The organism is Marinobacter xestospongiae (genome assembly GCF_023156385.1).
Lineage (GTDB): Bacteria > Pseudomonadota > Gammaproteobacteria > Pseudomonadales > Oleiphilaceae > Marinobacter > Marinobacter xestospongiae.
Window position 1 is genome coordinate 195,610 of the sequence record NZ_JAKZAK010000002.1, and the last position, 21,867, is coordinate 217,476.

Consider the following 21,867-nt stretch of genomic DNA (forward strand, 5'->3'; position numbering starts at 1 on the left):
TCCATGATTCATCGCTACCTGCTTCCTACCCTTCTCAAACGCACCCTGTTCGCGCTCTCACTCCTGCTGGTGGCTGCCTCAGCCCAGGCTGACAAGCGCATCGGCATCATAGTCTTCGATGGCGTGCTGACCTCTGACATCACCGCCCCGATCGAAGTCTTCGGCATTGCCAGCAAGAAAGCCTGGTTCTCGGATTACGACGTCATCACCATCAACGTGGGTGACGGCGCTACCGTGACCTCGGAAGAAGGCCTGACCCTGGCCGTTGACGCCCATCTCAGCGACCGCCCCGAAGTGGACGTACTGCTGGTCCCCAGCAGCTACGACATGGACCCGCTGCTTGAGAACAAGGACCTGATCGGTTACATCCGCGAGCTGGAGCCCAAGATCGAATGGCTCGCCAGCAACTGCTCGGGCGCCTTCGTACTGGCGGAGGCCGGCGTACTGGACGGCAGGAAAGCCACGACCTGGGCCGGCGGAGAAGGCGATCTGGAAGACGATTATCCTGCGGTGGACGTACAATACGACACCAACTACGTCATCGACGGCAACGTCATTACCTCCAATGGCAGCGTGGTGAGCTACGAAGCCGCCCTGGCGCTGCTGGCCCAGATGTCCTCGGAAGGCCGGGCTGACGAAGTACGTGCAGCACTGCAGATGCAACGGGTCTGGAAGTTGTGATGACGCTGGTCTGACCGGCGAATTGTCCAGACAAAACACTTCGTCACAGGGATACCTTGGCATCCCTGTGACGAATCCTGCAAAATCGGAGATCCGACCATTGTCCAAGCAAGGATCTCCGTCATGTCCGATCGCGCGGCCCATCCGCAGAAACTGCTGCTGTTCAGCCTGGTTGGAGAGCGCCCGTTTGCTCTCGGCACGCTGAAGGTTCGCGAGATCGTACCCTGCCAGCCGCTGACTCACCTTCCTCACAGCCACCCGGCGGTGATCGGCACCATGAGTTTTCGCGGTCGCGCGGTTCCAGTAGTGGATATGGCCGCTGCGGTAGGCTACCCACCGCTAAACGAAACCGAGCGCCAGCAAGGCTCCATCATCGTCACCGACGTTCAGCGCACAGAGATGGGCTTTCTGGTCCGTAAAGTCTCCAATATCATCGAAATTGACTGGAAGGAAGTGCGTTCGGCACCCAAGGGGCTGGGCAGCCAGGCCTTTGTGGCCGGCCTGCTGGAACGCGATGGCAAGCTGGTGCAGTTGCTGGATTTGGAACTGCTGCTGGCGAAGATCTACCCGGCCTCGGCGGAGGGTGATGAGGTCAACCTGACGGATGTCCAGAGCGAGCAGCTCAAAACCCTTCACATTCTCATCGTCGATGACTCCAAGGTCGCCCGTAAGCAGCTGTCTGACGTGCTCGACCAGCACGACATCTCCTACCAGGTGGCAACCAACGGTCAGGATGCCCTGCAGATGGTGATGAGCGCCAACGAGGGCACACCGGTGGATGTGCTGGTCAGCGATATCGAAATGCCGGAGATGGACGGTTACGAACTGACGTTCAACATCCGCGACAACCAGTCACTCAATCAGCCCTATGTCATTCTGCACAGTTCCCTGAACAGTGAAATGAGCGTGAGCTACGCCCGCCAGGTCGGTGCCGATGAGGCGTTGACCAAGTTCGATGCCGGAGAGCTGTTGATGGGCATCCTGCGCGGTATAAAACATCAGTGATCGACCACCCACTACCATCGATTAACGAATACAAGGACCGTACCCATGTCTTCCCAGAACAGCATTGCCACCGAGTTGCAGCGCCTGCAGGACATCATCCTCGATGAAGAGGCAAGCTTCAGCGGCACCGAAATGGTCAGTAATCTGGAGGCCTTGCTGGGCCAAGTGGACCAGCCCCAGGGCCCCATCGCCGGGCAGATCCTGAACCTGCTGTCGCTGGTGCAGAACAAGCGCGGCGACACCGATGAAGTACTGAAACACGGCGAAGCCTGCGTCACCATTGACCAACGAACACCGTTCCTCAATGACGAAAGCCGCTTCTATCTACACTACCGCCTGAGCTGTGCGCTGGAAGAAGACGACCAACCGGAACGGGCGATGATGTACCTGAACCTGGTTCTGCAGAACCCCGTCGCCGTCACCCTGGATGACGATCAACACCGGACCCTGGTGGAAAGCCTGGCTCGCCTGCTGCACGAGGCCGCTCATTTCGAGGAAGCCCTGGCGCTCAACACCAACCTGCTCGATCAGGCCGAGACCGCCGGCGAAACCAACCTGCGGGTGCTCAACAACCTGGCCCAGAACTGCTACGAACTGGGACGGCTGGAAGATGCGGAAAGTTACCTGCGTCAGCGGCTCGCTGCGGCCCAGGCTGCCGACGAGGAAGGCTTTGAAGACGCCTTTGACAGCCTGTTCCAGTTGGGCGTACTGAGCTTTGAAAGCGGCAACCCGGAGCAGGCCCGCCAGTTGTTTGAACAACGCCTGGCACTGGCCCGGAACCACGGTGATGAGTTCGATGTCAGCGAGGCTGAAGAAACCCTGGCGGAACTGGCAGAGCGCAGCTAGTGTCCCGTCTGGTTGATTCGCTCATCGGTTGCGCCGCCGATACCGGCGCTCGCATTCCAACACATTGACAACAGCGCCCCGCCCTCTGAATTCAGGGGGCGTTGGCCAGGCTGTTATCGTCGGTTTCGCCAGTCTCCGGGGTTCGGCGACTCAGCCCTACCATCATCGCCAGGACCAGCAGCAAGCCCGCAGACGCGGCATACGGCAAGACCGGCGACACTTCGTACGCCAGGGTACTGAGCAACGGCGTGACTACCATTGCCAGCCCCTGCACGGCGGTAACGGAACCAGCAGCGACGCCCTGCTCCCGGGCCGTTACCGAATTGGCCGCCAGGGTCTGGATCGCGGGAAACACCAGCCCCAGGCCCATGGCCATGACGCAGTAGCACACCACCAGCCCCACCACCGACGACAACAGCGACACCAGCGCAAACCCCACTGCCGCGATCAGTGCTCCCACACCGAGACAGAGCCTGGGTGATGCACTGCCAAACCGCGACAGGCCACCCTGCACCAGGATAAGGGTTACGCCAACGGCGGTGATTGCCATGCCCGCCGCCCGGGCAGCCTCGTTGGCAGGCAACGCCAGGCGGTCCATGGCAAAGAATCCAACGGTCATCTGCGCGGTAATCACCCCGCTCATGGCCAGCAACATGCCTGCCAGCGGTAATCGCAGACGGGGATCGGTCAGCCGTACCGGCGGTGCATCGCTGTGCTCATGGCGACCGTCCTTCGGCAGCACCCGCGCCAGCCAGATCATACCCAACAGCGGCAGCAGTGCTGCCACGTACAACGGCAAAACCAGGCTGTCCTGTACCAGCAACCCACCCAGCATGGGCCCCAACACCATGCCGAGGGCGTTGGCAGCCCCCAACCGGGCCATGATGCCACCCCGCTCCGCCGGCGCGGTGGTATCAGCCACCCGGGCAGCACTGACCGATGGCAGGGCGGCATAGAACGCGCCGACCAGGCCCCGGAACAGAATCATCACGCTGAGGGTCAACCAGGCTGCCGGCGGTTCGTCCAGCATAACGTCCAGACCCCAGGCCAGCAGCAGGTAACTGACCAGATACCCGGCAGCAGCCTGCAGCAGCACGGTTCTCCGGCCCCGACGATCGCTGCGCCGTCCCCAGACCCGGGCCATCAGCATCCACAGCACCCCCGAAGCGGTCACCACCAAACCACCGTGCCATTCCGACAGTTGCAGCTCGCGAATGATCGGGCCAATGACCGGGACGATGGCCATCATCGCGGTCAGGCAAAGGGTGTTAAACAGCAGAAGGGCGTTCAGTTCGGATCTGGCGGCAGTGCTCATGTCATGCTCTCCCTGGCAGCCTGGCGTCCAACAGGACCACCGAAAAGAGAATGATACTCACTAACAACAATACTGTATAGCGGAAGGTCAACCGGCGAACGGTTTTCTGAACGTCCGGTACTCTGCCTGTGCCCGATCGAGTGGTTGGGGCTTGAGGATCACAGTCTGTCCCGGCTGGCACTGGGCCAGTCGGCTACAGGCAAGTGGCGTCAGGGTACCCAGGCGCGGGTAGCCACCAATGGTCTGGCGATCATTCAGCAGTACGATCGGTTGGCCATCCGGCGGTACCTGCACCGCCCCAAGCGCAATACCTTCGGACACCAGATTGCCAACCTCGCTGTTAAGCACTGGACCAGCCAGGCGGATGCCCATCCGGTCAGAACGGCTGTCCACCGTCCACTCGGCGTTGAACGCATCAAACAGGCTGCGGCCACTGAATGCCCCAATCTGCGCGCCTGGCACCAGCCCCAACACCACCGTCTGACGATAGTCCGGACGCTGCTCCCGTGGCACCTCGAGGACGCTGGGCGCCGGCGACTGAGCTGGGGTGCTTACCCTCAAGGCGTCACCCACCGCCAGTTGACGGCCCTCACCATCGTGGCCTCCCAGGGCTTCCCGTGCCACCCCGGCACGACTCCCCAGCACCGGTTCGGCATGGAAGCCACCGGCAATCGCCAGGTAGGCCCGCATCCCCTGCCGCGGGGCGGCAAAGCCCAGCACCTGACCGGGAGCCAACTGCAAGGTACGCCAGGGAGACAACGCAACGCCGTCGATGGTGGCGCCAAGATCTGCACCACACAGCGCCAGGGTGAGATCCCGGGACGCCTGCAGCTGCAAGCCCCCGAAGGTCACCTCCAGCGCCGCTGCCCCCCAGGCATTACCCACAAGCTGATTGGCCCAGGCCCAGGCGTGGAGGTCCACCGCACCACCCTGGGTAATCCCCAGGTGACGCACGCCAAACCGACCTGCATCCTGCAACGATGCCAGCGGACCGGCCTTGATCACATCCAGCGCGACAACGGGTCCTGAACTCATGACGCCTCCAACGGGGTGGTATCACCTCCCAGACGCAGAAACTCCTCACGGCTGACGGGGACCATGCGTACCCGGTCGCCCACCTGCAAATAGCTCATCTCGTGGCGATGACGATCAAACAGGGTGACTGGCGTACGGCCCAGCAGATTCCAGCCTCCGGGCGACACCGCCGGGTAGGCCGAGGTCTGGCGCCCGGCAATGGCCACACTGCCCCGGGGTACCCTGGGGCGCGGGGTGGCCAGACGAGGCGCCTCCAGGCGCGGGTCCAGCGAGCCCATGAACGCAAACCCTGGCGCAAAGCCCAGGGCAAACACCCGGTAAGTGGTCTGGGTATGCAACGCCACCAACTGCTCCAGACCCAGAGCACGGGCGTCCGCCAGGGTGGGCAAATCCGGCCCGACCGACGGGTCATACCACACCGGCAGCTCCTTCTCTGAACCCGAGGCATCGGACTCATCCGGCGCCAACTCAGCCAGCACTGACTGCAGCCTGCGCTGGGCCTGATCCGGCGTCAGCATCAGTGGGTCGTACTGCACCAGCAGCGTGGTGTAGGACGGCACCAGATCCACCAGCGCCGGGCCAAAGGCCGATTCACACTGCCGGGCCAACGCTGTGACCCAGGGCAGGTTGGCCTCGTCGATGGTGTCGAACAGACGCACCAGCCAGCCACCCAGGCCAGCATTCTCGATCCGGGGCGCGTTCATGGCTGGGCCATCCGCTGCCCAAGGGCCACACGGATGGCCCGGGCCGCCGCAATGGAGGCCTCGTTGTCGCCATGCACACACAGGGTATCTGCCTTCAGGGTCAGCGGCTGGCCATCCACCGACTGGATACTGCGGCCTTCGGCGAACCGCATCGCCTGGTCAACAATCACCGTTTGATCATGATGCACCGCCCCGTCGCGGGTCCTTGCCACCAGGCGACCATCGAGGTGATAGGCTCGGTCTGCGAAGGCTTCAAACCACACCGCCAGACCATGATCCTGCGCCAGCGCTTGGGTTGGCTCCGGGTCGGGCGTGGCTGGCACCACCACGATCAGAGCCGGATCGAACGCCCGCACTCCGCGCATGACCGCCGCCAGCAGCCGGTGATCCCGGGCCATGTCGTTATACAGGGCACCGTGCGGCTTGACGTAGCTCAGGGAAGCGCCCTCCGCCCGGCACATCGCCGCGAGGGCACCGATCTGGTACAGCACCAGATTTTCGACCTGCTCCGGGGTACACGCCATCGACCGCCGGCCAAAGCCGATCAGGTCCGGGTACGCCGGGTGGGCGCCGATACGGACACCGTGACGGACCGCCAGCTGGACAGTGGAACGCATAATGTCCTGATCGGACGCATGGAAGCCACAGGCAATGTTGGCCAGATCCAGCAAAGGCACCAGGGCCGGATCATTGCCCATGGTCCAGGCTCCCAGGCTCTCACCCACATCCGCGTTCAGTAGCAGTTGCGTCACAGTGTCTCGTCTCCTCGTTACCGGGCTGTCTCAGCAGCAGCCCTGTTGTTTGATCGCGGCCCAGTCCACCTTCGGTGCCTGGCGGCCGTGACGTCCCCGGTACGGTGCGTACTCCGGGGATTGCCAGCCTTGCAACCGCTCCGGCGCTACCCGGAATACCTCAACCCCGAGGGGATTGCAGGTCTGCAGCGGGTCCTGCGCGTTCTCACCCCACAGGTCCACCGACAGGTCGCCTCCCGGGCAGCAGGACATGGCACACAGCACGTCGATTTCCGCGAAGAATTCCAGGTAATCCCCCGGGCGCGCGGGGCAGGCCTTCATGAAGTACTGGTCGTCGCTGTTCAACCCGGTGCACTGGAAGATGTTCAGCACATCGTGGACATCAAACTCCGTCAGTCCCCAGGGCTCAACCGCCCGTACCAGGTTGGAATGGCAGTGAAAATCAAAGTCCTCACCGGTCAGCAGGCGGTTGACGTAGGGATCACAGCGGGTACCGAGCAGGTCGTGAACCCGGCCACCTTCGTCGTCTACCCCATAGTTTGCCAGAGTATCGTCGATGATGGTGGCCATTGGCCGCAGGTAAGGCAGCGTCGACCACAACCGGTCGTAGGTGCTGATGTGGGCCCGCTGCAGCTGGCGGGTGCGGGACGCCCACATGCGCTCCCGCGGGTTATGCAGGCTCCACATGTTGAAGTCCCCGACCTGCGGACCGTCGGTGATCCGTACCCGGAACACGTGGCCGGCTGGCACCGTCCAGGCCAGACCGTCCCGCATTGGCACGGTGTGGGTTGCCACCAGCTCGCGGTCGCCAGCGGCGGCAGTCAGGCCATCGTAGAACGTTTTATCGACATCCAGCACCGAACCTTTGGTGGCGCGGTAGGCAGCAGGTACATCAGACATGGCAGGATTCCTCCTTGTTGTAGCCGGAAACAGGATTGGGAGTCGCTGACCCGGACGGTTTGAACGCCGCCAACAGGCCATCGAACTGGCGGGCCTCGCGTTCGCCGTCAGTCAACAGACTGACCGCCACCACGGCCCAGAAAGAAAGAATGAAGCCAGGAACCACCTCGAACATGTCGAAGATCCCCGCCGGACCACCGGTCAGTGGTTTCCACACGGCGACGGTGGCAGCCCCCACCACCAGGCCGGCAATCGCACCGTTGCGATTCATCCGGCGCCAGAACAGCGAGAGCAGGATGACCGGCCCAAAGGCTGCGCCAAACCCGCCCCAGGCGTAAGAAACCAGGTCAAGGATGCTGCTGTTGCGATCCATGCCCATCACCGTCGCCAGCAGCGCCACCACAATCACACTGCCACGGCTGAGCCATACCAGCTCTTTCTGTTCTGCCTGAGGCCGGATCAGGCCACGGTAGATGTCTTCGGAAATGGCGCTTGAACACACCAGCAGCTGGGAATCGATGGTACTCATGATCGCTGCCAATACCCCGGCCAGCACGAATCCGGCAACCCAGGGGTTGAGCATGGTGTCAGCCAGCACAATGAACACCCGCTCGCTGTTCTCCAGCTCACCACCAAACCAGTAGTAACCCAGCGCTCCCACGGCCACTGCGGACGCCATGGTAATGGTGGACCACACCAGGGCGATTCGCCGGGACACCCTCACGTCCTCACGACGACGCAACGCCATGAACCGCACCACCACATGGGGCTGACCACAGTAGCCAATGGCCCAGCCCGCCAGGGAAATCATCCCCACCACCGTCAGGTCCTGAGTCAGGCCTGCCAACGGTGCGATGGCATCGGCATTCACTGCCGCTGTGTCGCCGTTGACCAGCGCCAGCAAGGTCATGATGGCAACCGAGAACAGCGCAGCGGCCATCATGATGCCCTGGATCAGGTCGGTCCACGATGCCGCCAGAAAGCCCCCCAGAAAGGTATACGACACGATCACCGCCGCCCCGAGCCAGAGCGCCAGGGTGTAATCGAGCTCAAACAGGCTCTCAAACAGTACCGCGCCCCCGACCAGGCCGGCAGACACGTAGAAGGTGAAAAACACCAGCATCACCACCGACGACACCGTGCGCAGAATGCGCTGGCTGTCGGCAAAACGGGCTTCCAGATAATCCGGTACGGTCAGGGCATTGCCGGCGGCCTCGGTGAACACCCGCAGGCGTTCGGCGATAAGCGACCAGTTGAGGTAAACCCCGACCAGGGTCCAGATCGCGATCCAGGCCTGGGAAAAGCCGCCGGTAAAGATCGCGCCCGGCAATCCCATCAGCGCCCAGCCACTGAGATCGGAGGCGCCAGCGCTCAGCGCTGCGACGCTCGGCGGCAGGTTGCGGCCACCCAGAATGTAGTCAGACAGGTCACGGGTATTACGGTAGAAGTAGACCCCGATCGCCAACATCATCAACAGATAGATCGCGAACGAGATCAGAACGGAGGTACTCATGGCTCACCTCTTGGAGTAGTTATTGTGGATGAGCAGGTTATCGGCAAGAAAAACTAATTAAAATTGACTAATATTGGCAAAATACATGAATCTGAGTCACCAATGGCCCGCCCAAGCTTCTCCTCACTGAAAACCTTTGAAATCGTCGCCCGTCTCGGCAGCCTGCGGGCCGCCGCCGAGGCGCTGCACATCACCCAGTCCGCCGTCAGCCACCAGTTGCGGCGACTGGAAGAAACTCTGGATCTGCAACTGATTGAAAAACAGGGACGGGGCATTCGTCTGACCCCCAGGGGAGATCAACTGGCGGAAGGGTTACGTGCTGGATTCAGTCAGATTGATGCGGCGCTGGATGCCCTGGCCAGCGACCAGGCCCGGGAACGGTTGCGGGTCAGTTGCCTGCCCTCCATTGCGGTGCGCTGGCTGATCCCCCGCTTGAACCGCTTTCGCAGCCTGCATCCGGAAGTCGCCATCAGTTTTCAGTACATCGACATCGCCAGCAGTGAGGTGCCGCCGGACATCGACGTACAGATCACCTGGTTTGACGGCGATCCCCGCGGTCGTTGCGACCGTACCCTGCTGTTTGCCGGAGACACCGTGCCAGTGGCCAGCCCCCATTACCTGCAGACCGTCCAGGCCATCACCCAGCCCCGGGACCTGCTGCGCCTGGAACTGCTCCATGACGAAACCCGGGACCCATGGCGTTACTGGTTCCACAGCCAGGGCCTGAATCCAAGCCACCTGGACCAGGGGCTGCTGTACCAGGACTTCAACCTGCTCAGTTCGGCCGCCATCGCCGGCCAGGGCGTGGCACTGTGCCCGCCCAGGCTGATCGAGACCGAACTGGCCCAGGGGACGCTGGAAGTGCTGTTCGGCACCCGCGCCAACACCACCCGGGCCTATTGGCTGTTCAGCCACCCGGCGCCACGGCCGGCGGTGCAGCAGTTCATCGACTGGCTGACCGTCGAGGCGGCGCAGCCAACGGTCAGTCGCTGAAAGCGTCCTCAAGCACAGCGCGGCTGATCTCCGGCGTCATGTCGCCCTGCTCGGACAGCGCCACCATGCCGTGAGCCTCGAGGGCCGAAACCACATCACCGATCTGATGCGCCTGAACCCCGTACTGGCTCAGCCTCGTTTTCACCCCCAGGGACTCAAAGAAAGCGCGGGTTTTGGCAATCGCCTGGTCAATCCGCTCCTCCTCACTCCCCGAAGATATGTCCCAGACCCGCTCGGCAAACTGCAGCAACTTCTCACGCTTCTGGTTTTTACGGGCCTTCCACACCGACGGCAGCACAATTGCCAGACTCTGGCCGTGGTCGATGCCAAACAGCGCCGTCAGTTCATGGCCGATCATGTGCGTGCTCCAGTCCTGGGGTACGCCGGCACCGATGAAGCCGTTCAACGCCCAGGTCGCAGCCCACACCAGGTTGGCACGGGCTTCATAATTCTCCGGCTCCGCCAGGGTGATCGGGCCGACCTCGATCAAGGTCTTCAGAATGCCCTCGGCGGTACGATCCTGAATACGAGCGTTGGCGGGATATGTCACGTACTGTTCAACAACGTGTACGAACGCGTCCACCACACCATTCGCCACCTGGCGCTGCGGCAGGGTGAAGGTCAACGTCGGATCAAGTACCGAGAAGGCAGGAAACAGCAGCGGACTCATCACCGGCCATTTGCCTCCCTGATGAGACACTACGGCGCCCATGTTCATTTCAGATCCGGTGGCCGGCAACGTCGCTACAGTGCCCAGAGGCAAAGCCTCAGTCACAGGAAGACCCGCAAAGCCGTGGCCCAGCAGGTCGGCCGCGTTACCATCGTACGGCGCCGCGGCGGCAACAAACTTGGTGCCATCCATCACCGAACCACCACCGACCGCCAGCAGGAAGTCGATGCGCTCCTGTCGAACCAGCTCCACCGCCCGCATCAGCGTATCGAATTGAGGGTTCGGCTCAATGCCAGCAAATTCGAAGACCGCCCGCTCCCCCAGGTTCGCCAACACCCGTTCCAGGGTGCCATTACGCTTGACGCTGCCGCCACCGTAGAGCACCAGCACCCGTGCATCCGCAGCAATCAGTTGGTCCAGCTCAGCCAGACGATCCTTGCCAAATACGATCCGCGTTGGATTATGAAAATCAAAGTTCTGCATCATCTACTCTCCCATCAGGTTACAGGTAGTATGATACGTACGCCGACCGTTTCAGGAATGGGTAAAACCATCTCTTGAATGCCTAATACGATCAACTAAGATCTTTTTGGGCATTTATGATGGAATGCTAGAATGGCGCGGAAAGACCACCTGGGAGCAAGCAACATGACACCATTGGCCGCCGTGCTGGAGCAACTGGCTGAAGGCGAGGGATACCATCCAACTATCCTTAATGGTGTTGGTATCTTTCGCAGCGAACGCTCAAATCAGCGGGAGCCGCTGTGCTACCGGCAGGGCCTCATCATCATGGCGCAGGGCACTAAACGGGTGTACCTGGAAGACCAGGTGTATGAGTACAACCCGGATAACTATCTGGTGCTGACGCTGCCGGTACCGGCCGACTGCGAGGCCATCACAGAACCAGGTCGCCCTCTGCTGTCCCTGGTGATCGACATTGATCTGACCATGCTGCATGAGATTGTCCGGGTCTTTGACGACTGTGGCCGCAACCCGGTTGCCGGCACCAGAGAACCGGAGCGTAGCCTGTTCGTATCCCCGGCTGGAGCCGATTTCCGAAGCTGCGCCCTGCGCTTGGCCCGAGCCCTGCAGGACCCGGTCAAGGCCAAGGTACTTGGCCCCGGACTGGTACGGGAGATTCTGCTGCATACCCTGCAGGGACCGGGCGGCTCGTCACTGATGGCGCTGGCCCGTCACAACACCAGCCTATCGAGACTGGAACCGGTGATGAAGTACATCCATACCCACTTCGCCAACGCCCTGGACGTGGAACAGCTCGCGGCCATGGCCAATATGAGTTCACCCACGTTTCACCGCAACTTCCGCAAAGTGACGTCGCTTTCACCGATTCAGTACATCAAACGCATTCGCCTGACCCGCGCCCGCGACCTGCTGCTGGATCAGCAGGTTCAGGTGGGCCAGGCGGCATCAGAAGTGGGCTATGAAAGCCCCAGCCAGTTCAGCCGGGAATTCAAACGGTTCTTCGGGCAGCCACCCAAGTCCATGGCCGGCGGCGCGAGCGTGCCGCCAGGGAACCACCACGCGCCGGCACTCTGACGCCGAGGCCAAGAGCCCCAGAAAAGCTAAGTACAGCACAGCAGGTCATCGAACCAACCAGAGGGGGCGCTAGCAAAATCGGGCATCTGGTCAATACTTGCACCATGTTCAACGCAACCCTGAGAAGGAACACCATACCTTTCGCTGTTGGGAGCACGGCCGGTTCCGGGGAGAGCTGGCCCTGGCAGGGCAAACGCGATGTATCGATCACCAGACTTCCAAAGCCACCTGGAGTTGATCTATCAGGCCATTGGGTCGCCTGGGCGCTGGCAGGCGCTTATCGAAACGCTAAAGCTTGATATCAACGCTTCCATGGGGCTGTTCTCGCTTGAGGACAAGCTCACCGGCAAGCCTCTGCAGATGCTCTATTCCGGGTTTGCGAAACAGGACCTCGAAAGCTACGGCAAGCATTACTACGACATGGATGTCTGGAGTCAACGGTTGTTTGAAACTGAGAGACCCCAGTTCGTGGCATCCGATGAACTGATGCCCTTGCGGGAGTTTAAACGGACGGGTTTCTACAATGAGTATGCCCGCCATCTTGATATGCACCACGCCACGGGCAACTACCTGATTACGGAAGGCAATGCGGTATTACGGGTCGCCTTCCAGAGAAGCCAGTCACAAGGCCCCTTCCAAACCGCAGAAACCGATCATCTCACGCAATTGCGCCCCCACATCCGGCGAGCCATCACCATCCAGGGTGACCTGGACCGCAGTCACAGTTCAGAGCACCGCCACAAGGCGTTGCTGGACAGCCTGGGTGATGCCGCACTGGTGCTGGACGTCCATGGCACCATTCTGTACCACAATGACGCCGCTGACAGGCTGGTCGGCAGTGGCTCGGACCTGGTTGCTGTTCGGGGCAGGTTGCGCCCCCGAAACCCGGACCTGAGGTCTCAGTTCGGCTTGGCACTCCGTGAAGTCACGCAGCAACTCCAGCCTGTTCGCTATGTTCACACCCCGGATTTCAGACTGATTCTTGAGCTCTCGCCGTTCCAGTGGCGCCAGAGCCTTCTGGGAGTCCCGATTGCGACCAGCATGTGCGCCCTGGTTAAGATCAAGGGCAGCCATCCTGCCCCCGCGGAGGCAATTCAGCGACTTCAGTTGGCCTTCGGCCTGAGTGGCCGGGAGGCCAACGTAGGCTATTGGCTTACCCGTGGCTACACACCAGAGCGGATCGCGGAGCAGGAAAACCGGACCGTACACACGGTACGCTCACAGATAAAATCCATGACAAGGAAACTGCAGGCCACCGGACAAATGGAGCTCGCGCTGGTGCTGTCCCAGGTATTGAACTGACGAGTCACCTTCTGCAGTTGCCCTCCCTCCCCGCTGTATTCACCGCCCCGTATGACGACGCCCGGACCGATCCGGCGCTTCAGGATTTCACCCATATGGGTGAATCGCACCGACATGAACAACCGTTAATCTTGTTATCGAAGGAGTATGGACAGAAGTCGCAAAAAAGACCGTCAAAAGGAAACCCTTACCATGTCTAGCATGACTCTCTCGCAGAAAACGCTCCCAATCCTGGCCACACTGCTGGCCGCGGGCACACTCCACGGATGCGGTGGATCATCAGACGATGACAGCAACACCAATCCTCCTGAGCCGGAGACACGAACCGGCATTTTTGTTGACAGCCCAGTGATCAATATTGGCTATCGCACCGACTCCCAGGCCGGTACCACCAATGAACTGGGCGAGTTCAAATACCTCGAAGGCGAGATGGTCACCTTCTTTATTGGCGACCTGGAATTTCCCACCGTACCCGCCAGTGCTGTCGTCACACCGCTGGATCTGGCCGGGACCAACGATACTCATAATCAGGCCGTAACCAATATGGTTCGACTGTTGCAGTCGCTGGACGAGGATGGAGATCCGGACAATGGCATTGTCATTCCGGAAGGGGCGGCGGCCAACAGCCTGGCCGTGGATTTTTCCGTCGACCCGGGGCAGTTTGTTCCACTGGTGACCAACCTGGTGGCCAACTCCGGCTCCGCGACGACCTCCCTGGTCGCCGAGGCCGAAGCCCGTGACCATTTTGAGGAGCAACTGGTCAGCTACGGCGTTACCTTCGGCACCCTGGACGGCCTGTGGCGACTGGACTCCGATGGGGACGACCTGACCGCTGTGGCCTTTATGTCCGATGGCTACTACATCTTCACCAATTACAACTCTCAGCAACCCGATTCCGAGAACGGTATGGAGCAGGGTAACTATGCACTGGACTCAGGCACCGGCGAATTGACCACAACCCAGTTGTACGACCTAAACCCCGGTTATGGCCTGTCGGAAGACATCGGCCATTTCGCCCGGGTCTATGGCGACAAGCTTCACCTGATATTTGATGATAATGGGGACGGCCTGGCCGACAACTCAGAGACAGTCATTTTCTCCAGAGTGACTTCGGACCAGGAAGTGGGACTATGGGAAATGACGACGATAATCGGGGAAAATGTGACGGGGGATGACAAGGTAAACTTCATGTTCTTCAACGACGGACGCTATATCCACTCGGAATACGGCCCTGAAATAGAAGCCGAAGAGGCGGGAGTCGAACTGGGTAACTACACCATTGATCCGGTAACTGATCAGTTGTCCGTTTCAGCCCTGCTTGACAGGAACGATGGCCGGGGACTCTCGGCTCCCGGAGCTGAGCCGTTTCTGATGTTCGCGACAGTGGACGGAGACCAGCTGTCCCTGGTGCTGGACGACAACGAGAACGAGGTCATCGACGAAGGCGACATTGCTTTGATCTTGTCCCGTCAGTAATCGTTTTGACCGGCCCCACCAGCCATGGCGGGGCCGTCGTGCATCAAAACCATACACCTGCGATAGGCGCTGTCGCCTTTGCCGAGCGGCCCCTAAACCCGATAGCGCTGAACCTCATCGGTCAGTTCGCCGGCGAGTGCTTTGAGCTGCTGGGTGGCGTGACCAGCCCGTTTAGTACCCTGAGCCGTCTGCTCGGAAATGGCCACGATCTCGTGCACGTTCTGGTTGATGGTCTCGGACACGCTGGTCTGTTCCTCGGCGGCGCTGGCAATCTGGGTGTTCATCTCGGTGATGGTTCCTACTGCCTGAGAAATGCGCTGCAGCGCCTCATTGACCTGCCGGGTTTCATCGGCGGTGGCCTCACTCTGCTCGCTGATGGTACCGATCAGCTGCACCGCCCTGTCGGCGCCCTGCTGCAGCTGCTCGATGGTCGCCTGAATCTCCTGGGTGCTCTGCTGGGTGCGGCTGGCCAGGGTTCGCACCTCGTCCGCCACCACCGCGAACCCCCGCCCGCTTTCACCGGCGCGGGCGGCCTCAATGGCCGCGTTGAGCGCCAGCAGGTTGGTCTGGTCCGCAATGTCGCGGATCACTTCCAGTACATTGTCTATCTGGCGTGAGTCCTCGCCCAGCTTCCGGATCACCTGCACGCCCTCTTCCACTTGCCGGGACAGCCCGCCAATCACTTCAATGGCCTGATACAGCACGCCCTGGGCGTCCGACACCTGCACCGACGCATGGCCGGCAGCATCGGAGGCTTCCGCCGCATTGCCCGCAACCTGCTGCGCTGCCGCCGTCATTTCGTTCATCGCGGTGGCGACCTGGTCACTCTCGGACTGTTGACGGGCCACGCCCTGCTCCGCCTCCACCATGACGCCATTGAGCTCGCCAGCGGTCTCATTGAGCGTGTCGGTGGATGCCCGCACCCGACTGACCAGAGCCTGAACCTGATCGGCAAAGCTGTTGAACGCTTCCGCCAGCTGGCCCAATTCGTCACCACTGGCGACCTCCAGCCGCTGGGTCAGGTCGCCGTCACCGCTGGCGATGCCATTCATCGCGGCAACCGCAGACTTCATCGGTCGGATGATGCTTCGCACCACCACCAGTGCCAGGAATACGATGATCGCCAGCGCCACCAGCGAGGTGGTCACCGAGCCGAAGATCGCCTCTTCCAGCGAACTGCCAACCCGCGCCTCCATGCTGGCCACCTGGGCCTCCAGGCCGTCCACCCAGAACCCGGTGCCAATCATGATGCCCCACTCCGGCAGCATCTCGGCGTATCCCAGCTTCGGCGCCACCTGACCACTGTCCGGGTGCTTCCAGCCGTAGGGCACGTAGCCACCGCCGCCACGGGCGACTTTGACCAGTTCACGAATCAGGTAGGTACCATTGGGGTCCTGGAAGTCCCACAGATTGCGGCCTTCCAGCGCCGGGTTGAGACCATGCATCACCGCTGTGCCACGGGTGTCATAGGCAAACAGGTAGCCATCACTGCCGGAGTCATCAAAGCGCAGCTGCCGCAGGATCTTCCAGGCCTGTTCACGGATTGCGGGGTCGTCCGCCGAGCCGGGCTCGTCGTAGAGGTGCTGGATGGAGGTCTTGGCCAGTTGCAGATAGTTGCGCAGCTCCTGCCGCTTGCTGGCCTCCATGTCTTCAGAGAAGCTGGTCACAGCCTGGTCGCCGATGGCGCGGGCCTGGTTCAGGTTGTAGCTGGTCAGCAGGCCGGTCAGCAGGATCACGGGCACGAGTGCCAGCAGCAGCACCCGGGTCTGGATGGTCAGGTTTTTCATGGCGGCAATCTTCCCGTAGGACTGGGGCTCAACCGGCGACGCCGGCATGGCAGGAGCCGATCAGGGCTCCCCTCAAAAAAAGATTAGCAACGCTACAGAAAAACGCGCCAAATAGTCATTGAGGAATCCCCGTAGCGGTTTACCGCAATCGACGGACCATGAACGCCAAACCATTCCCGCCCGGTGCCATGGCACCGGGCGGGGACTACTGAAACAGCACTGTTGCTGGAATCGCGGGTTCAGATCACGCCAAAGGCCAGCATGGCATCGGCCACCCGACAGAAGCCGGTGACGTTGGCGCCCAGAACGTAATCACCGGCCTGGCCGTACTCGCGGGCGGTCTCGTCGCAGGAACGGTGGATGTCGATCATGATGTCCCGCAACCGCTGCTCACTATACTCGAAGCTCCAGGAATCCCGGGACGCATTCTGCTGCATCTCCAGCGCACTGGTGGCGACGCCACCGGCGTTGGCGGCCTTGCCCGGGCCAAACAGCACACCGGCCTCGCGGAAGTTCCGTACCGCCTCCGGTGTACACGGCATATTGGCACCTTCCACCACCGCCAGAACCCCGGACTGGACCAGCTGACGGGCAGCGGATTCGTCCAGCTCGTTCTGGGTCGCACACGGCAAGGCAACCTGACAGGGCACACTCCAGATTGAGCCACCCTCGACAAAATCGGTGCCACTGCGTTTGCGCTCGGCATAGAGCCCGATACGGCCCCGCTCCACTTCCTTGATCTGGCGCAGCAACTCCAGGTCGATTCCCGCCGGATCGTAGACGTAACCGCTGGAGTCGGAACAGGCCACCACCCGGCCCCCCAGCTGGTGCACTTTCTCCATGGCGTAGATCGCCACATTACCCGAGCCGGACACCACCACCTGCTGCCCTTCGAGACTGCGCCCCTGGGTTGCCAGCATCTCTTCCGCAAAGTACACCGCCCCGTAGCCGGTGGCCTCCTTACGCACACGGGCGCCACCCCAGCCCAGCCCCTTGCCGGTGAGCACACCGGATTCATAGCGGTTGGTGATGCGCTTGTACTGGCCAAACAGGTAGCCCACTTCCCTCGCACCAACGCCGATGTCACCCGCCGGTACGTCGGTGTACTCCCCAATGTGGCGATAGAGCTCGGTCATGAAGGACTGGCAAAAGCGCATGATTTCATTGTCGGACCGTCCTTTGGGATCGAAGTCCGCCCCACCCTTGCCGCCACCGATAGGCAGCCCGGACAGGGCGTTCTTGAAGATCTGCTCGAAGCCCAGGAACTTGACCACTCCCAGGTTGACCGACGGATGGAATCTCAGGCCGCCCTTGTAGGGCCCCAGAGCGGAGTTGTACTCAACCCGGAACGCCCGGTTGATCTGCACAGTGCCCTGATCATCCACCCACGGCACCCGGAAGATGATCTGCCGCTCCGGCTCGCAGATGCGCTCCAGCAGCTTGGCCTCGGCGTACTCGGGGTGGCGGGCAATCACCGGGGCCAGGGTATCCAGCACCTCGGTCACGGCCTGATGAAACTCGGGCTCGGCCGGGTTGCGGCGAACAACATCTTCCCTCAGGGCCTCCAGGGCATGGGTGTTGTGCATGACATCTCCTTATCACGTTTTTTGGCTGTGGATGTTTTTTTGACTGTGGATGGTTATTGGAATTTGGTTGTTTTCGGGCGCAAGGGGCCCGTCCGATTACTCGGGTCGGGTCACGCTGACGATCTTCAGATGCAGGATCTTGCCGCCACTCATCGGCCAGTCGATCCGATCACCCACTGACAGCCCCAGCAATGCCGCACCGGCAGGCGCGAACACCGATACCTGGCCGGCGCCAGCGCTGGCCTGATGGGGGTATACCAGGGTCAGATCGTGGGACTGACCGTTGCCCTCGTTGACAAAACGCACCAGCGAATTCATCGCCACCACGCCCTCGGGCAACTGGTCCGCCGGTACCAGTTCCGCCCGTTCCAGTTCTTCGGCGAGGCCCTCCAGCACATCGGAGTCACTGTCGTCCCGATCGAGCAGGGACATCAGGCGGTTGTAATCTTCTTCGGTCACCGTAATGGCAGGTAATTCAGACATAGCAATCCCTCAAACACGCAGGTTCGATAACAGGTGGATCAGCAATCGATTTGGGAAACCGATGCGGCAGTCAGCGCATCAGTCAGGCTGGAGGTTGTCGCCGAATCCGCAGCGACAACACGGATTCAGCGAAGGGAATGGCAGAGGGTCGGGCACCCGAAAAACCGGATCGCGGCGGCCCGGTTCTGGAGCAGGTTGGTAACAGTCAAACGCTTACAAAACATCTTGATCAGGGTCCGCGATCCTTTGAATAGAACCCCCAGTGTTCAAGAAGCCGGGCGACGGGTCAAGTAGCAAAGCGAACCTGTATCAATCTCACCGTTCTGACGGTGATGCCGGAACACGATTCAGTTCGGCACCCTGGGCTGACCGGCGAAACAGTGTCTGCCGCGCCACAGCCCAGGCCTCACCGCGCCCGACGAGCAACAGCAGCGCCAGACCACCCGGCACCAGCACCAGCACCAACAGCGGACCGATGACATAGGCGTAGATCAGTAGATAGGGCACAAGCACCACCGCCATGGCCAGGCGTTTCAGGGATTCAAAAATCGACATGATGACCTCCGGTTAAAATTGAGCGCGCTCATAATGCTAATTTGAGCACGCTCAATTTACAACTTATACTGACCCGGTGTTCCGCTTCACCCAACAGAACCGAAGGCCAGCAGCCACCATGCCAGAACCCAGCAAACGCCAACGTACTCGCCAACAGATCCTCAACGCCGCCTGGCAACTGTTTCGCGAGCAGGGGTACCAGGACACCAGCACCCGCCAGATCGCCCGCGCCGCCGGTGTCGCTGACGGTACTGTGTTCAGTCACTTCGCTACCAAGCTGGAGCTGTTACAAGAGGGAATGCGGATTCAGATTGACCAGGTGCTGGCCGATGCCGAGCAACAGGACCGCAGCCACAGCGCCGCCGGCCGGTTACTGCATTTCGCCGACTACCTTTACCGGTTCTACCTGGCACATCGGGAGTTCAGCCGGGAGCTGTTGAAGGAGATCGTCTGGCAGCAGGACTACTTCAGCCCGCAACTGCTGGCCTTCCGGCAACGCCTTGAAGCGGCGGACGACCACCCTGCCCCGGCCCGGGCCGAGGTGATGCTGGACTTGTACTTCATGACCCTGATCCAGGGCCTGAACCACCCCCGGCTGGAAGCCGGGGATCTGCTGGCGACCCTGGCGGGTAAAATGGAGATTCTGGGGAACGGGGTCCCCGGGCAGACAGGTCAGTAACGTATGGCAGGGGGACAGTAAGGTAGGCAGCGACCGTCAGGAACGCCGCCTGCACTCAGCGTTCACGTCAGGCGCTGTCGCCCCAGCTGATGGTTCGGGGCTGGTCCTGTCCTTCGGCAAACAGATGGGCGATATCGGGCACCGCGTAGCAACGGTCCCCCCGGCGAGGCTGACGGCGATTGAACTCGGCGTGGCTGATTCCCACCTCCCAGACATCCTCGCTTTGCCAACCCTGGGCCTTGAGCTCCACCCGCACCTCGGAGCCAATGAGGCTGACGGCCTCAATACAGAACGGGAAATGCGCCTGCTCCGACGGTTCGCTGGTCAGCCGCACTTCATGGGGCCGCAGGTAGAGCTGAGCCTCGGACCCTGACGGCGATTCCGGCAGACGGACCCAGGCGTCTCCCTGCACCAGCCGGCCTTCCTTAAGCTGGCCGGAGAATTCATTCACCTGCCCAAGAAAGTCGAACACGAACCGGCTTTCCGGTCGCGCGTACAGTTCGGTCGGTGCATTGACCTGCTCCACCCGACCATGGCTCACCACCACCACCTGGTCAGACAGCTCCAGCGCCTCCTCCTGATCGTGGGTGACGAACACACTGGTGAAATGGAACTCATCATGCAGGTTACGCAGCCAGCGACGCAGGTCTTTGCGTACCCGCGCGTCGAGGGCGCCAAAGGGTTCGTCCAGCAGCAGGATACGGGGCTTGGTGGCCAGTGCGCGGGCCAGTGCCACACGCTGTTTCTGGCCACCGGACAGCTGGGCCGGATAGCGGTTGGCCAGGTGTGGCAGCTGGATCATCTCCAGAAGACGCGCCACCGTGGCCCGGATCTCCGGCTTTGGCGGCCGCTGCTTCTTGGGCAGGGACTCGAGGCCAAAAGCGATGTTCTGGGCCACCGTCAGATGACGGAACAGCGCGTAGTGCTGGAACACGAAGCCGACATTCCGGTCCCGGACATGAAGCTGACTGATGTCTTCGCCACCGAACAGGATGCGCCCCCGCTCGGCGCTCTCCAGACCGGCGATGATGCGCAGCAACGTGGTCTTGCCGGAGCCGGACGGCCCCAGCAGTGCGGTGATCTGCCCTTCCGGAATGGTCAGGGAGACATCATGCAGCGCCTGGAACTGGCCATAGAACTTGTTTACCTGGTCAATCTGGATACTCATTTTTCCGTCCTGTGTTCCGGCTGCAGGTCCCGCTCACGGGCCTGGTGCCATTCCACAAAGCCTTTCACTGCCAGGGTCAGAATGGCAATGGCCGCCAGCAATGAGGCGCTGGCGAAGGCCCCCACAATGTTGTAGTCCTGGTACAGCAACTCGACGTGCAATGGCAGGGTGTTGGTTTCGCCACGGATATTCCCGGACACCACCGATACCGCGCCGAACTCCCCGACCGCACGGGCATTGGTCAGTACCACACCGTAGATCAGCGCCCATTTGATGTTGGGCAGGGTGATGTGGCGGAACACCCGCCAACCGGATGCCCCCAGTACCACGCCAGCCTCTTCTTCCTGGCTGCCCTGCTGCTGCATCAGCGGAATCAGCTCCCGGGCCACGAAGGGGCTGGTGACAAACACCGTGACCATCACGATTCCGGGCCAGGCAAACATCAGTTGCAGATCGTACTGCCCCAGCCAGCTCCCCACCCAACCGTTGCGCCCATACAGCAGCAGGTACAACAACCCCGCCACCACCGGTGAGATGGCGAACGGAATGTCGATCAGGGTGATCAGCAGTTTGCGGCCGGGAAACTGGAAGCGGGTCACCGCCCAGGCCAGCGCCGTGCCGAACACCAGGTTCAGCGGCACCGTGACCAGCGCCACGAACAGGGTCAGGCCGATGGCGTGCAGGGTGTACTCATCCCCCAGGTTCGCCATCAGGGTTCCCCAACCAGCACTGAACGCCTGGCTGAAGATCAGCACCAGCGGAATCACCAGCAACACCAACGTAACCGACAACGCCAGGCCGATCAGCGTCCACTTGATCAGCGGTTTCGAGCCGACCTGATGACGGGCAGATTCAGCCAT

General features: G+C 61.4%; 21 protein-coding genes. 8 read left to right on the forward strand and 13 right to left on the reverse strand.

Going from position 1 to position 21,867, the window contains the following annotated elements; all coding sequences use genetic code 11:
* Positions 1–3: 3 nt before the first annotated feature.
* The 3 genes from MLD24_RS02745 to MLD24_RS02755 all read left to right on the forward strand — a co-directional run bounded on the left by MLD24_RS02745 (position 4) and on the right by MLD24_RS02755 (position 2,532).
* Complete coding sequence (locus tag MLD24_RS02745) at positions 4–681, forward strand: DJ-1/PfpI family protein (protein WP_227175088.1); 678 nt, start codon at positions 4–6, stop codon at positions 679–681.
* Positions 682–804: 123 nt separating this feature from the next.
* Entirely contained in the window at positions 805–1,686 is an 882-nt protein-coding gene (locus tag MLD24_RS02750; protein ID WP_248163632.1) for a chemotaxis protein, read from the forward strand.
* Positions 1,687–1,731: 45 nt separating this feature from the next.
* Positions 1,732–2,532 (forward strand): tetratricopeptide repeat protein, encoded by an 801-nt coding sequence (locus MLD24_RS02755; RefSeq protein WP_227175084.1) that lies wholly within the window; start codon positions 1,732–1,734, stop codon positions 2,530–2,532.
* Positions 2,533–2,623: 91 nt separating this feature from the next.
* Here MLD24_RS02755 and MLD24_RS02760 read toward each other — a convergent pair whose 3' ends face one another.
* From MLD24_RS02760 to putP, 6 genes are all read right to left on the reverse strand, one after another.
* Positions 2,624–3,847, reverse strand: coding sequence for an MFS transporter (locus tag MLD24_RS02760; RefSeq protein ID WP_248163634.1), 1,224 nt, complete (start codon positions 3,845–3,847; stop codon positions 2,624–2,626).
* Positions 3,848–3,934: 87 nt separating this feature from the next.
* A complete protein-coding gene (locus tag MLD24_RS02765) occupies positions 3,935–4,882 on the reverse strand; it encodes a 5-oxoprolinase subunit C family protein (protein WP_248163636.1) in 948 nt (315 codons plus the stop codon).
* The gene (gene pxpB / locus MLD24_RS02770) at positions 4,879–5,586 is read right to left on the reverse strand and encodes a 5-oxoprolinase subunit PxpB (protein ID WP_248163639.1); all 708 of its coding nucleotides are present in this window, start codon (positions 5,584–5,586) and stop codon (positions 4,879–4,881) included. Before pxpB ends, MLD24_RS02765 begins: the two co-directional genes overlap by 4 nt.
* Positions 5,583–6,338 (reverse strand): 5-oxoprolinase subunit PxpA, encoded by a 756-nt coding sequence (locus MLD24_RS02775; RefSeq protein WP_248163642.1) that lies wholly within the window; start codon positions 6,336–6,338, stop codon positions 5,583–5,585. Before MLD24_RS02775 ends, pxpB begins: the two co-directional genes overlap by 4 nt.
* A gap of 30 nt (positions 6,339–6,368) precedes the next feature.
* The gene (locus MLD24_RS02780) at positions 6,369–7,238 is read right to left on the reverse strand and encodes an urea carboxylase-associated family protein (protein ID WP_248163645.1); all 870 of its coding nucleotides are present in this window, start codon (positions 7,236–7,238) and stop codon (positions 6,369–6,371) included.
* On the reverse strand, positions 7,231–8,751 hold the full coding sequence (gene putP, locus MLD24_RS02785; RefSeq protein ID WP_248163649.1) for a sodium/proline symporter PutP: 1,521 nt from the start codon (positions 8,749–8,751) through the stop codon (positions 7,231–7,233). Before putP ends, MLD24_RS02780 begins: the two co-directional genes overlap by 8 nt.
* A 102-nt stretch (positions 8,752–8,853) precedes the next feature.
* Here putP and MLD24_RS02790 point away from each other — a divergent pair, with 102 nt between their 5' ends.
* Positions 8,854–9,744, forward strand: a complete 891-nt coding sequence (locus MLD24_RS02790; RefSeq protein WP_248163651.1) for a LysR substrate-binding domain-containing protein — start codon at positions 8,854–8,856, stop codon at positions 9,742–9,744.
* Here MLD24_RS02790 and MLD24_RS02795 read toward each other — a convergent pair.
* Positions 9,734–10,900, reverse strand: a complete 1,167-nt coding sequence (locus MLD24_RS02795; protein ID WP_486628161.1) for an iron-containing alcohol dehydrogenase — start codon at positions 10,898–10,900, stop codon at positions 9,734–9,736. The genes MLD24_RS02790 and MLD24_RS02795 overlap by 11 nt on opposite strands.
* A 162-nt stretch (positions 10,901–11,062) precedes the next feature.
* Here MLD24_RS02795 and MLD24_RS02800 point away from each other — a divergent pair, with 162 nt between their 5' ends.
* The 3 genes from MLD24_RS02800 to MLD24_RS02810 all read left to right on the forward strand — a co-directional run bounded on the left by MLD24_RS02800 (position 11,063) and on the right by MLD24_RS02810 (position 14,749).
* Entirely contained in the window at positions 11,063–11,971 is a 909-nt protein-coding gene (locus MLD24_RS02800) for an AraC family transcriptional regulator (RefSeq protein ID WP_248163654.1), read from the forward strand.
* A 198-nt stretch (positions 11,972–12,169) separates the two neighbouring features.
* The gene (locus MLD24_RS02805; protein ID WP_248163658.1) at positions 12,170–13,273 is read left to right on the forward strand and encodes a helix-turn-helix transcriptional regulator; all 1,104 of its coding nucleotides are present in this window, start codon (positions 12,170–12,172) and stop codon (positions 13,271–13,273) included.
* A gap of 192 nt (positions 13,274–13,465) precedes the next feature.
* On the forward strand, positions 13,466–14,749 hold the full coding sequence (locus MLD24_RS02810; RefSeq protein WP_248163661.1) for a hypothetical protein: 1,284 nt from the start codon (positions 13,466–13,468) through the stop codon (positions 14,747–14,749).
* A gap of 92 nt (positions 14,750–14,841) precedes the next feature.
* Here the strand turns inward: MLD24_RS02810 and MLD24_RS02815 are convergent, their stop codons facing one another.
* The 4 genes from MLD24_RS02815 to MLD24_RS02830 all read right to left on the reverse strand — a co-directional run bounded on the left by MLD24_RS02815 (position 14,842) and on the right by MLD24_RS02830 (position 19,160).
* On the reverse strand, positions 14,842–16,536 hold the full coding sequence (locus tag MLD24_RS02815; RefSeq protein WP_248163664.1) for a methyl-accepting chemotaxis protein: 1,695 nt from the start codon (positions 16,534–16,536) through the stop codon (positions 14,842–14,844).
* Positions 16,537–16,775: 239 nt separating this feature from the next.
* Positions 16,776–18,122, reverse strand: coding sequence for an NADP-specific glutamate dehydrogenase (gdhA, locus tag MLD24_RS02820; RefSeq protein WP_248163668.1), 1,347 nt, complete (start codon positions 18,120–18,122; stop codon positions 16,776–16,778).
* Between the two features lie 96 nt (positions 18,123–18,218).
* Positions 18,219–18,605: a nucleoside diphosphate kinase regulator gene (rnk, locus tag MLD24_RS02825; protein ID WP_248163671.1), complete on the reverse strand. Its 387-nt coding sequence runs from the start codon at positions 18,603–18,605 to the stop codon at positions 18,219–18,221.
* A gap of 315 nt (positions 18,606–18,920) precedes the next feature.
* Positions 18,921–19,160 carry a hypothetical protein gene (locus tag MLD24_RS02830; protein ID WP_248163674.1) on the reverse strand — a complete coding sequence of 80 codons (240 nt, stop codon included), beginning with the start codon at positions 19,158–19,160 and terminating at the stop codon, positions 18,921–18,923.
* A 118-nt stretch (positions 19,161–19,278) separates the two neighbouring features.
* On the opposite strand from MLD24_RS02830, the gene MLD24_RS02835 reads away from it, so the two are divergent.
* The gene (locus MLD24_RS02835; RefSeq protein WP_248163678.1) at positions 19,279–19,839 is read left to right on the forward strand and encodes a TetR/AcrR family transcriptional regulator; all 561 of its coding nucleotides are present in this window, start codon (positions 19,279–19,281) and stop codon (positions 19,837–19,839) included.
* Positions 19,840–19,906: 67 nt separating this feature from the next.
* Here MLD24_RS02835 and MLD24_RS02840 read toward each other — a convergent pair whose 3' ends face one another.
* A complete protein-coding gene (locus MLD24_RS02840) occupies positions 19,907–21,007 on the reverse strand; it encodes a sulfate/molybdate ABC transporter ATP-binding protein (RefSeq protein WP_248163681.1) in 1,101 nt (366 codons plus the stop codon).
* Complete coding sequence (gene cysW, locus MLD24_RS02845; RefSeq protein ID WP_248163685.1) at positions 21,004–21,867, reverse strand: sulfate ABC transporter permease subunit CysW; 864 nt, start codon at positions 21,865–21,867, stop codon at positions 21,004–21,006. Before cysW ends, MLD24_RS02840 begins: the two co-directional genes overlap by 4 nt.

Excerpts from the sequence above, each read along its gene's own strand:
- MLD24_RS02745 (WP_227175088.1), top strand. The coding sequence starts at position 4 with ATGATTCATCGCTACCTGCTTCCTACCCTTCTCAAACGCACCCTGTTC.
- MLD24_RS02750 (WP_248163632.1), top strand. The coding sequence starts at position 805 with ATGTCCGATCGCGCGGCCCATCCGCAGAAACTGCTGCTGTTCAGCCTG.
- MLD24_RS02755 (WP_227175084.1), top strand. The coding sequence starts at position 1,732 with ATGTCTTCCCAGAACAGCATTGCCACCGAGTTGCAGCGCCTGCAGGAC.
- MLD24_RS02760 (WP_248163634.1), bottom strand. The coding sequence starts at position 3,847 with ATGAGCACTGCCGCCAGATCCGAACTGAACGCCCTTCTGCTGTTTAAC.
- MLD24_RS02765 (WP_248163636.1), bottom strand. The coding sequence starts at position 4,882 with ATGAGTTCAGGACCCGTTGTCGCGCTGGATGTGATCAAGGCCGGTCCG.
- pxpB (WP_248163639.1), bottom strand. The coding sequence starts at position 5,586 with ATGAACGCGCCCCGGATCGAGAATGCTGGCCTGGGTGGCTGGCTGGTG.
- MLD24_RS02780 (WP_248163645.1), bottom strand. The coding sequence starts at position 7,238 with ATGTCTGATGTACCTGCTGCCTACCGCGCCACCAAAGGTTCGGTGCTG.
- putP (WP_248163649.1), bottom strand. The coding sequence starts at position 8,751 with ATGAGTACCTCCGTTCTGATCTCGTTCGCGATCTATCTGTTGATGATG.
- MLD24_RS02790 (WP_248163651.1), top strand. The coding sequence starts at position 8,854 with ATGGCCCGCCCAAGCTTCTCCTCACTGAAAACCTTTGAAATCGTCGCC.
- MLD24_RS02795 (WP_486628161.1), bottom strand. The coding sequence starts at position 10,900 with ATGATGCAGAACTTTGATTTTCATAATCCAACGCGGATCGTATTTGGC.
- MLD24_RS02800 (WP_248163654.1), top strand. The coding sequence starts at position 11,063 with ATGACACCATTGGCCGCCGTGCTGGAGCAACTGGCTGAAGGCGAGGGA.
- MLD24_RS02805 (WP_248163658.1), top strand. The coding sequence starts at position 12,170 with ATGTATCGATCACCAGACTTCCAAAGCCACCTGGAGTTGATCTATCAG.
- MLD24_RS02810 (WP_248163661.1), top strand. The coding sequence starts at position 13,466 with ATGTCTAGCATGACTCTCTCGCAGAAAACGCTCCCAATCCTGGCCACA.
- MLD24_RS02815 (WP_248163664.1), bottom strand. The coding sequence starts at position 16,536 with ATGAAAAACCTGACCATCCAGACCCGGGTGCTGCTGCTGGCACTCGTG.
- gdhA (WP_248163668.1), bottom strand. The coding sequence starts at position 18,122 with ATGCACAACACCCATGCCCTGGAGGCCCTGAGGGAAGATGTTGTTCGC.
- rnk (WP_248163671.1), bottom strand. The coding sequence starts at position 18,605 with ATGTCTGAATTACCTGCCATTACGGTGACCGAAGAAGATTACAACCGC.
- MLD24_RS02830 (WP_248163674.1), bottom strand. The coding sequence starts at position 19,160 with ATGTCGATTTTTGAATCCCTGAAACGCCTGGCCATGGCGGTGGTGCTT.
- MLD24_RS02835 (WP_248163678.1), top strand. The coding sequence starts at position 19,279 with ATGCCAGAACCCAGCAAACGCCAACGTACTCGCCAACAGATCCTCAAC.
- MLD24_RS02840 (WP_248163681.1), bottom strand. The coding sequence starts at position 21,007 with ATGAGTATCCAGATTGACCAGGTAAACAAGTTCTATGGCCAGTTCCAG.
- cysW (WP_248163685.1), bottom strand. The coding sequence starts at position 21,867 with ATGGCTGAATCTGCCCGTCATCAGGTCGGCTCGAAACCGCTGATCAAG.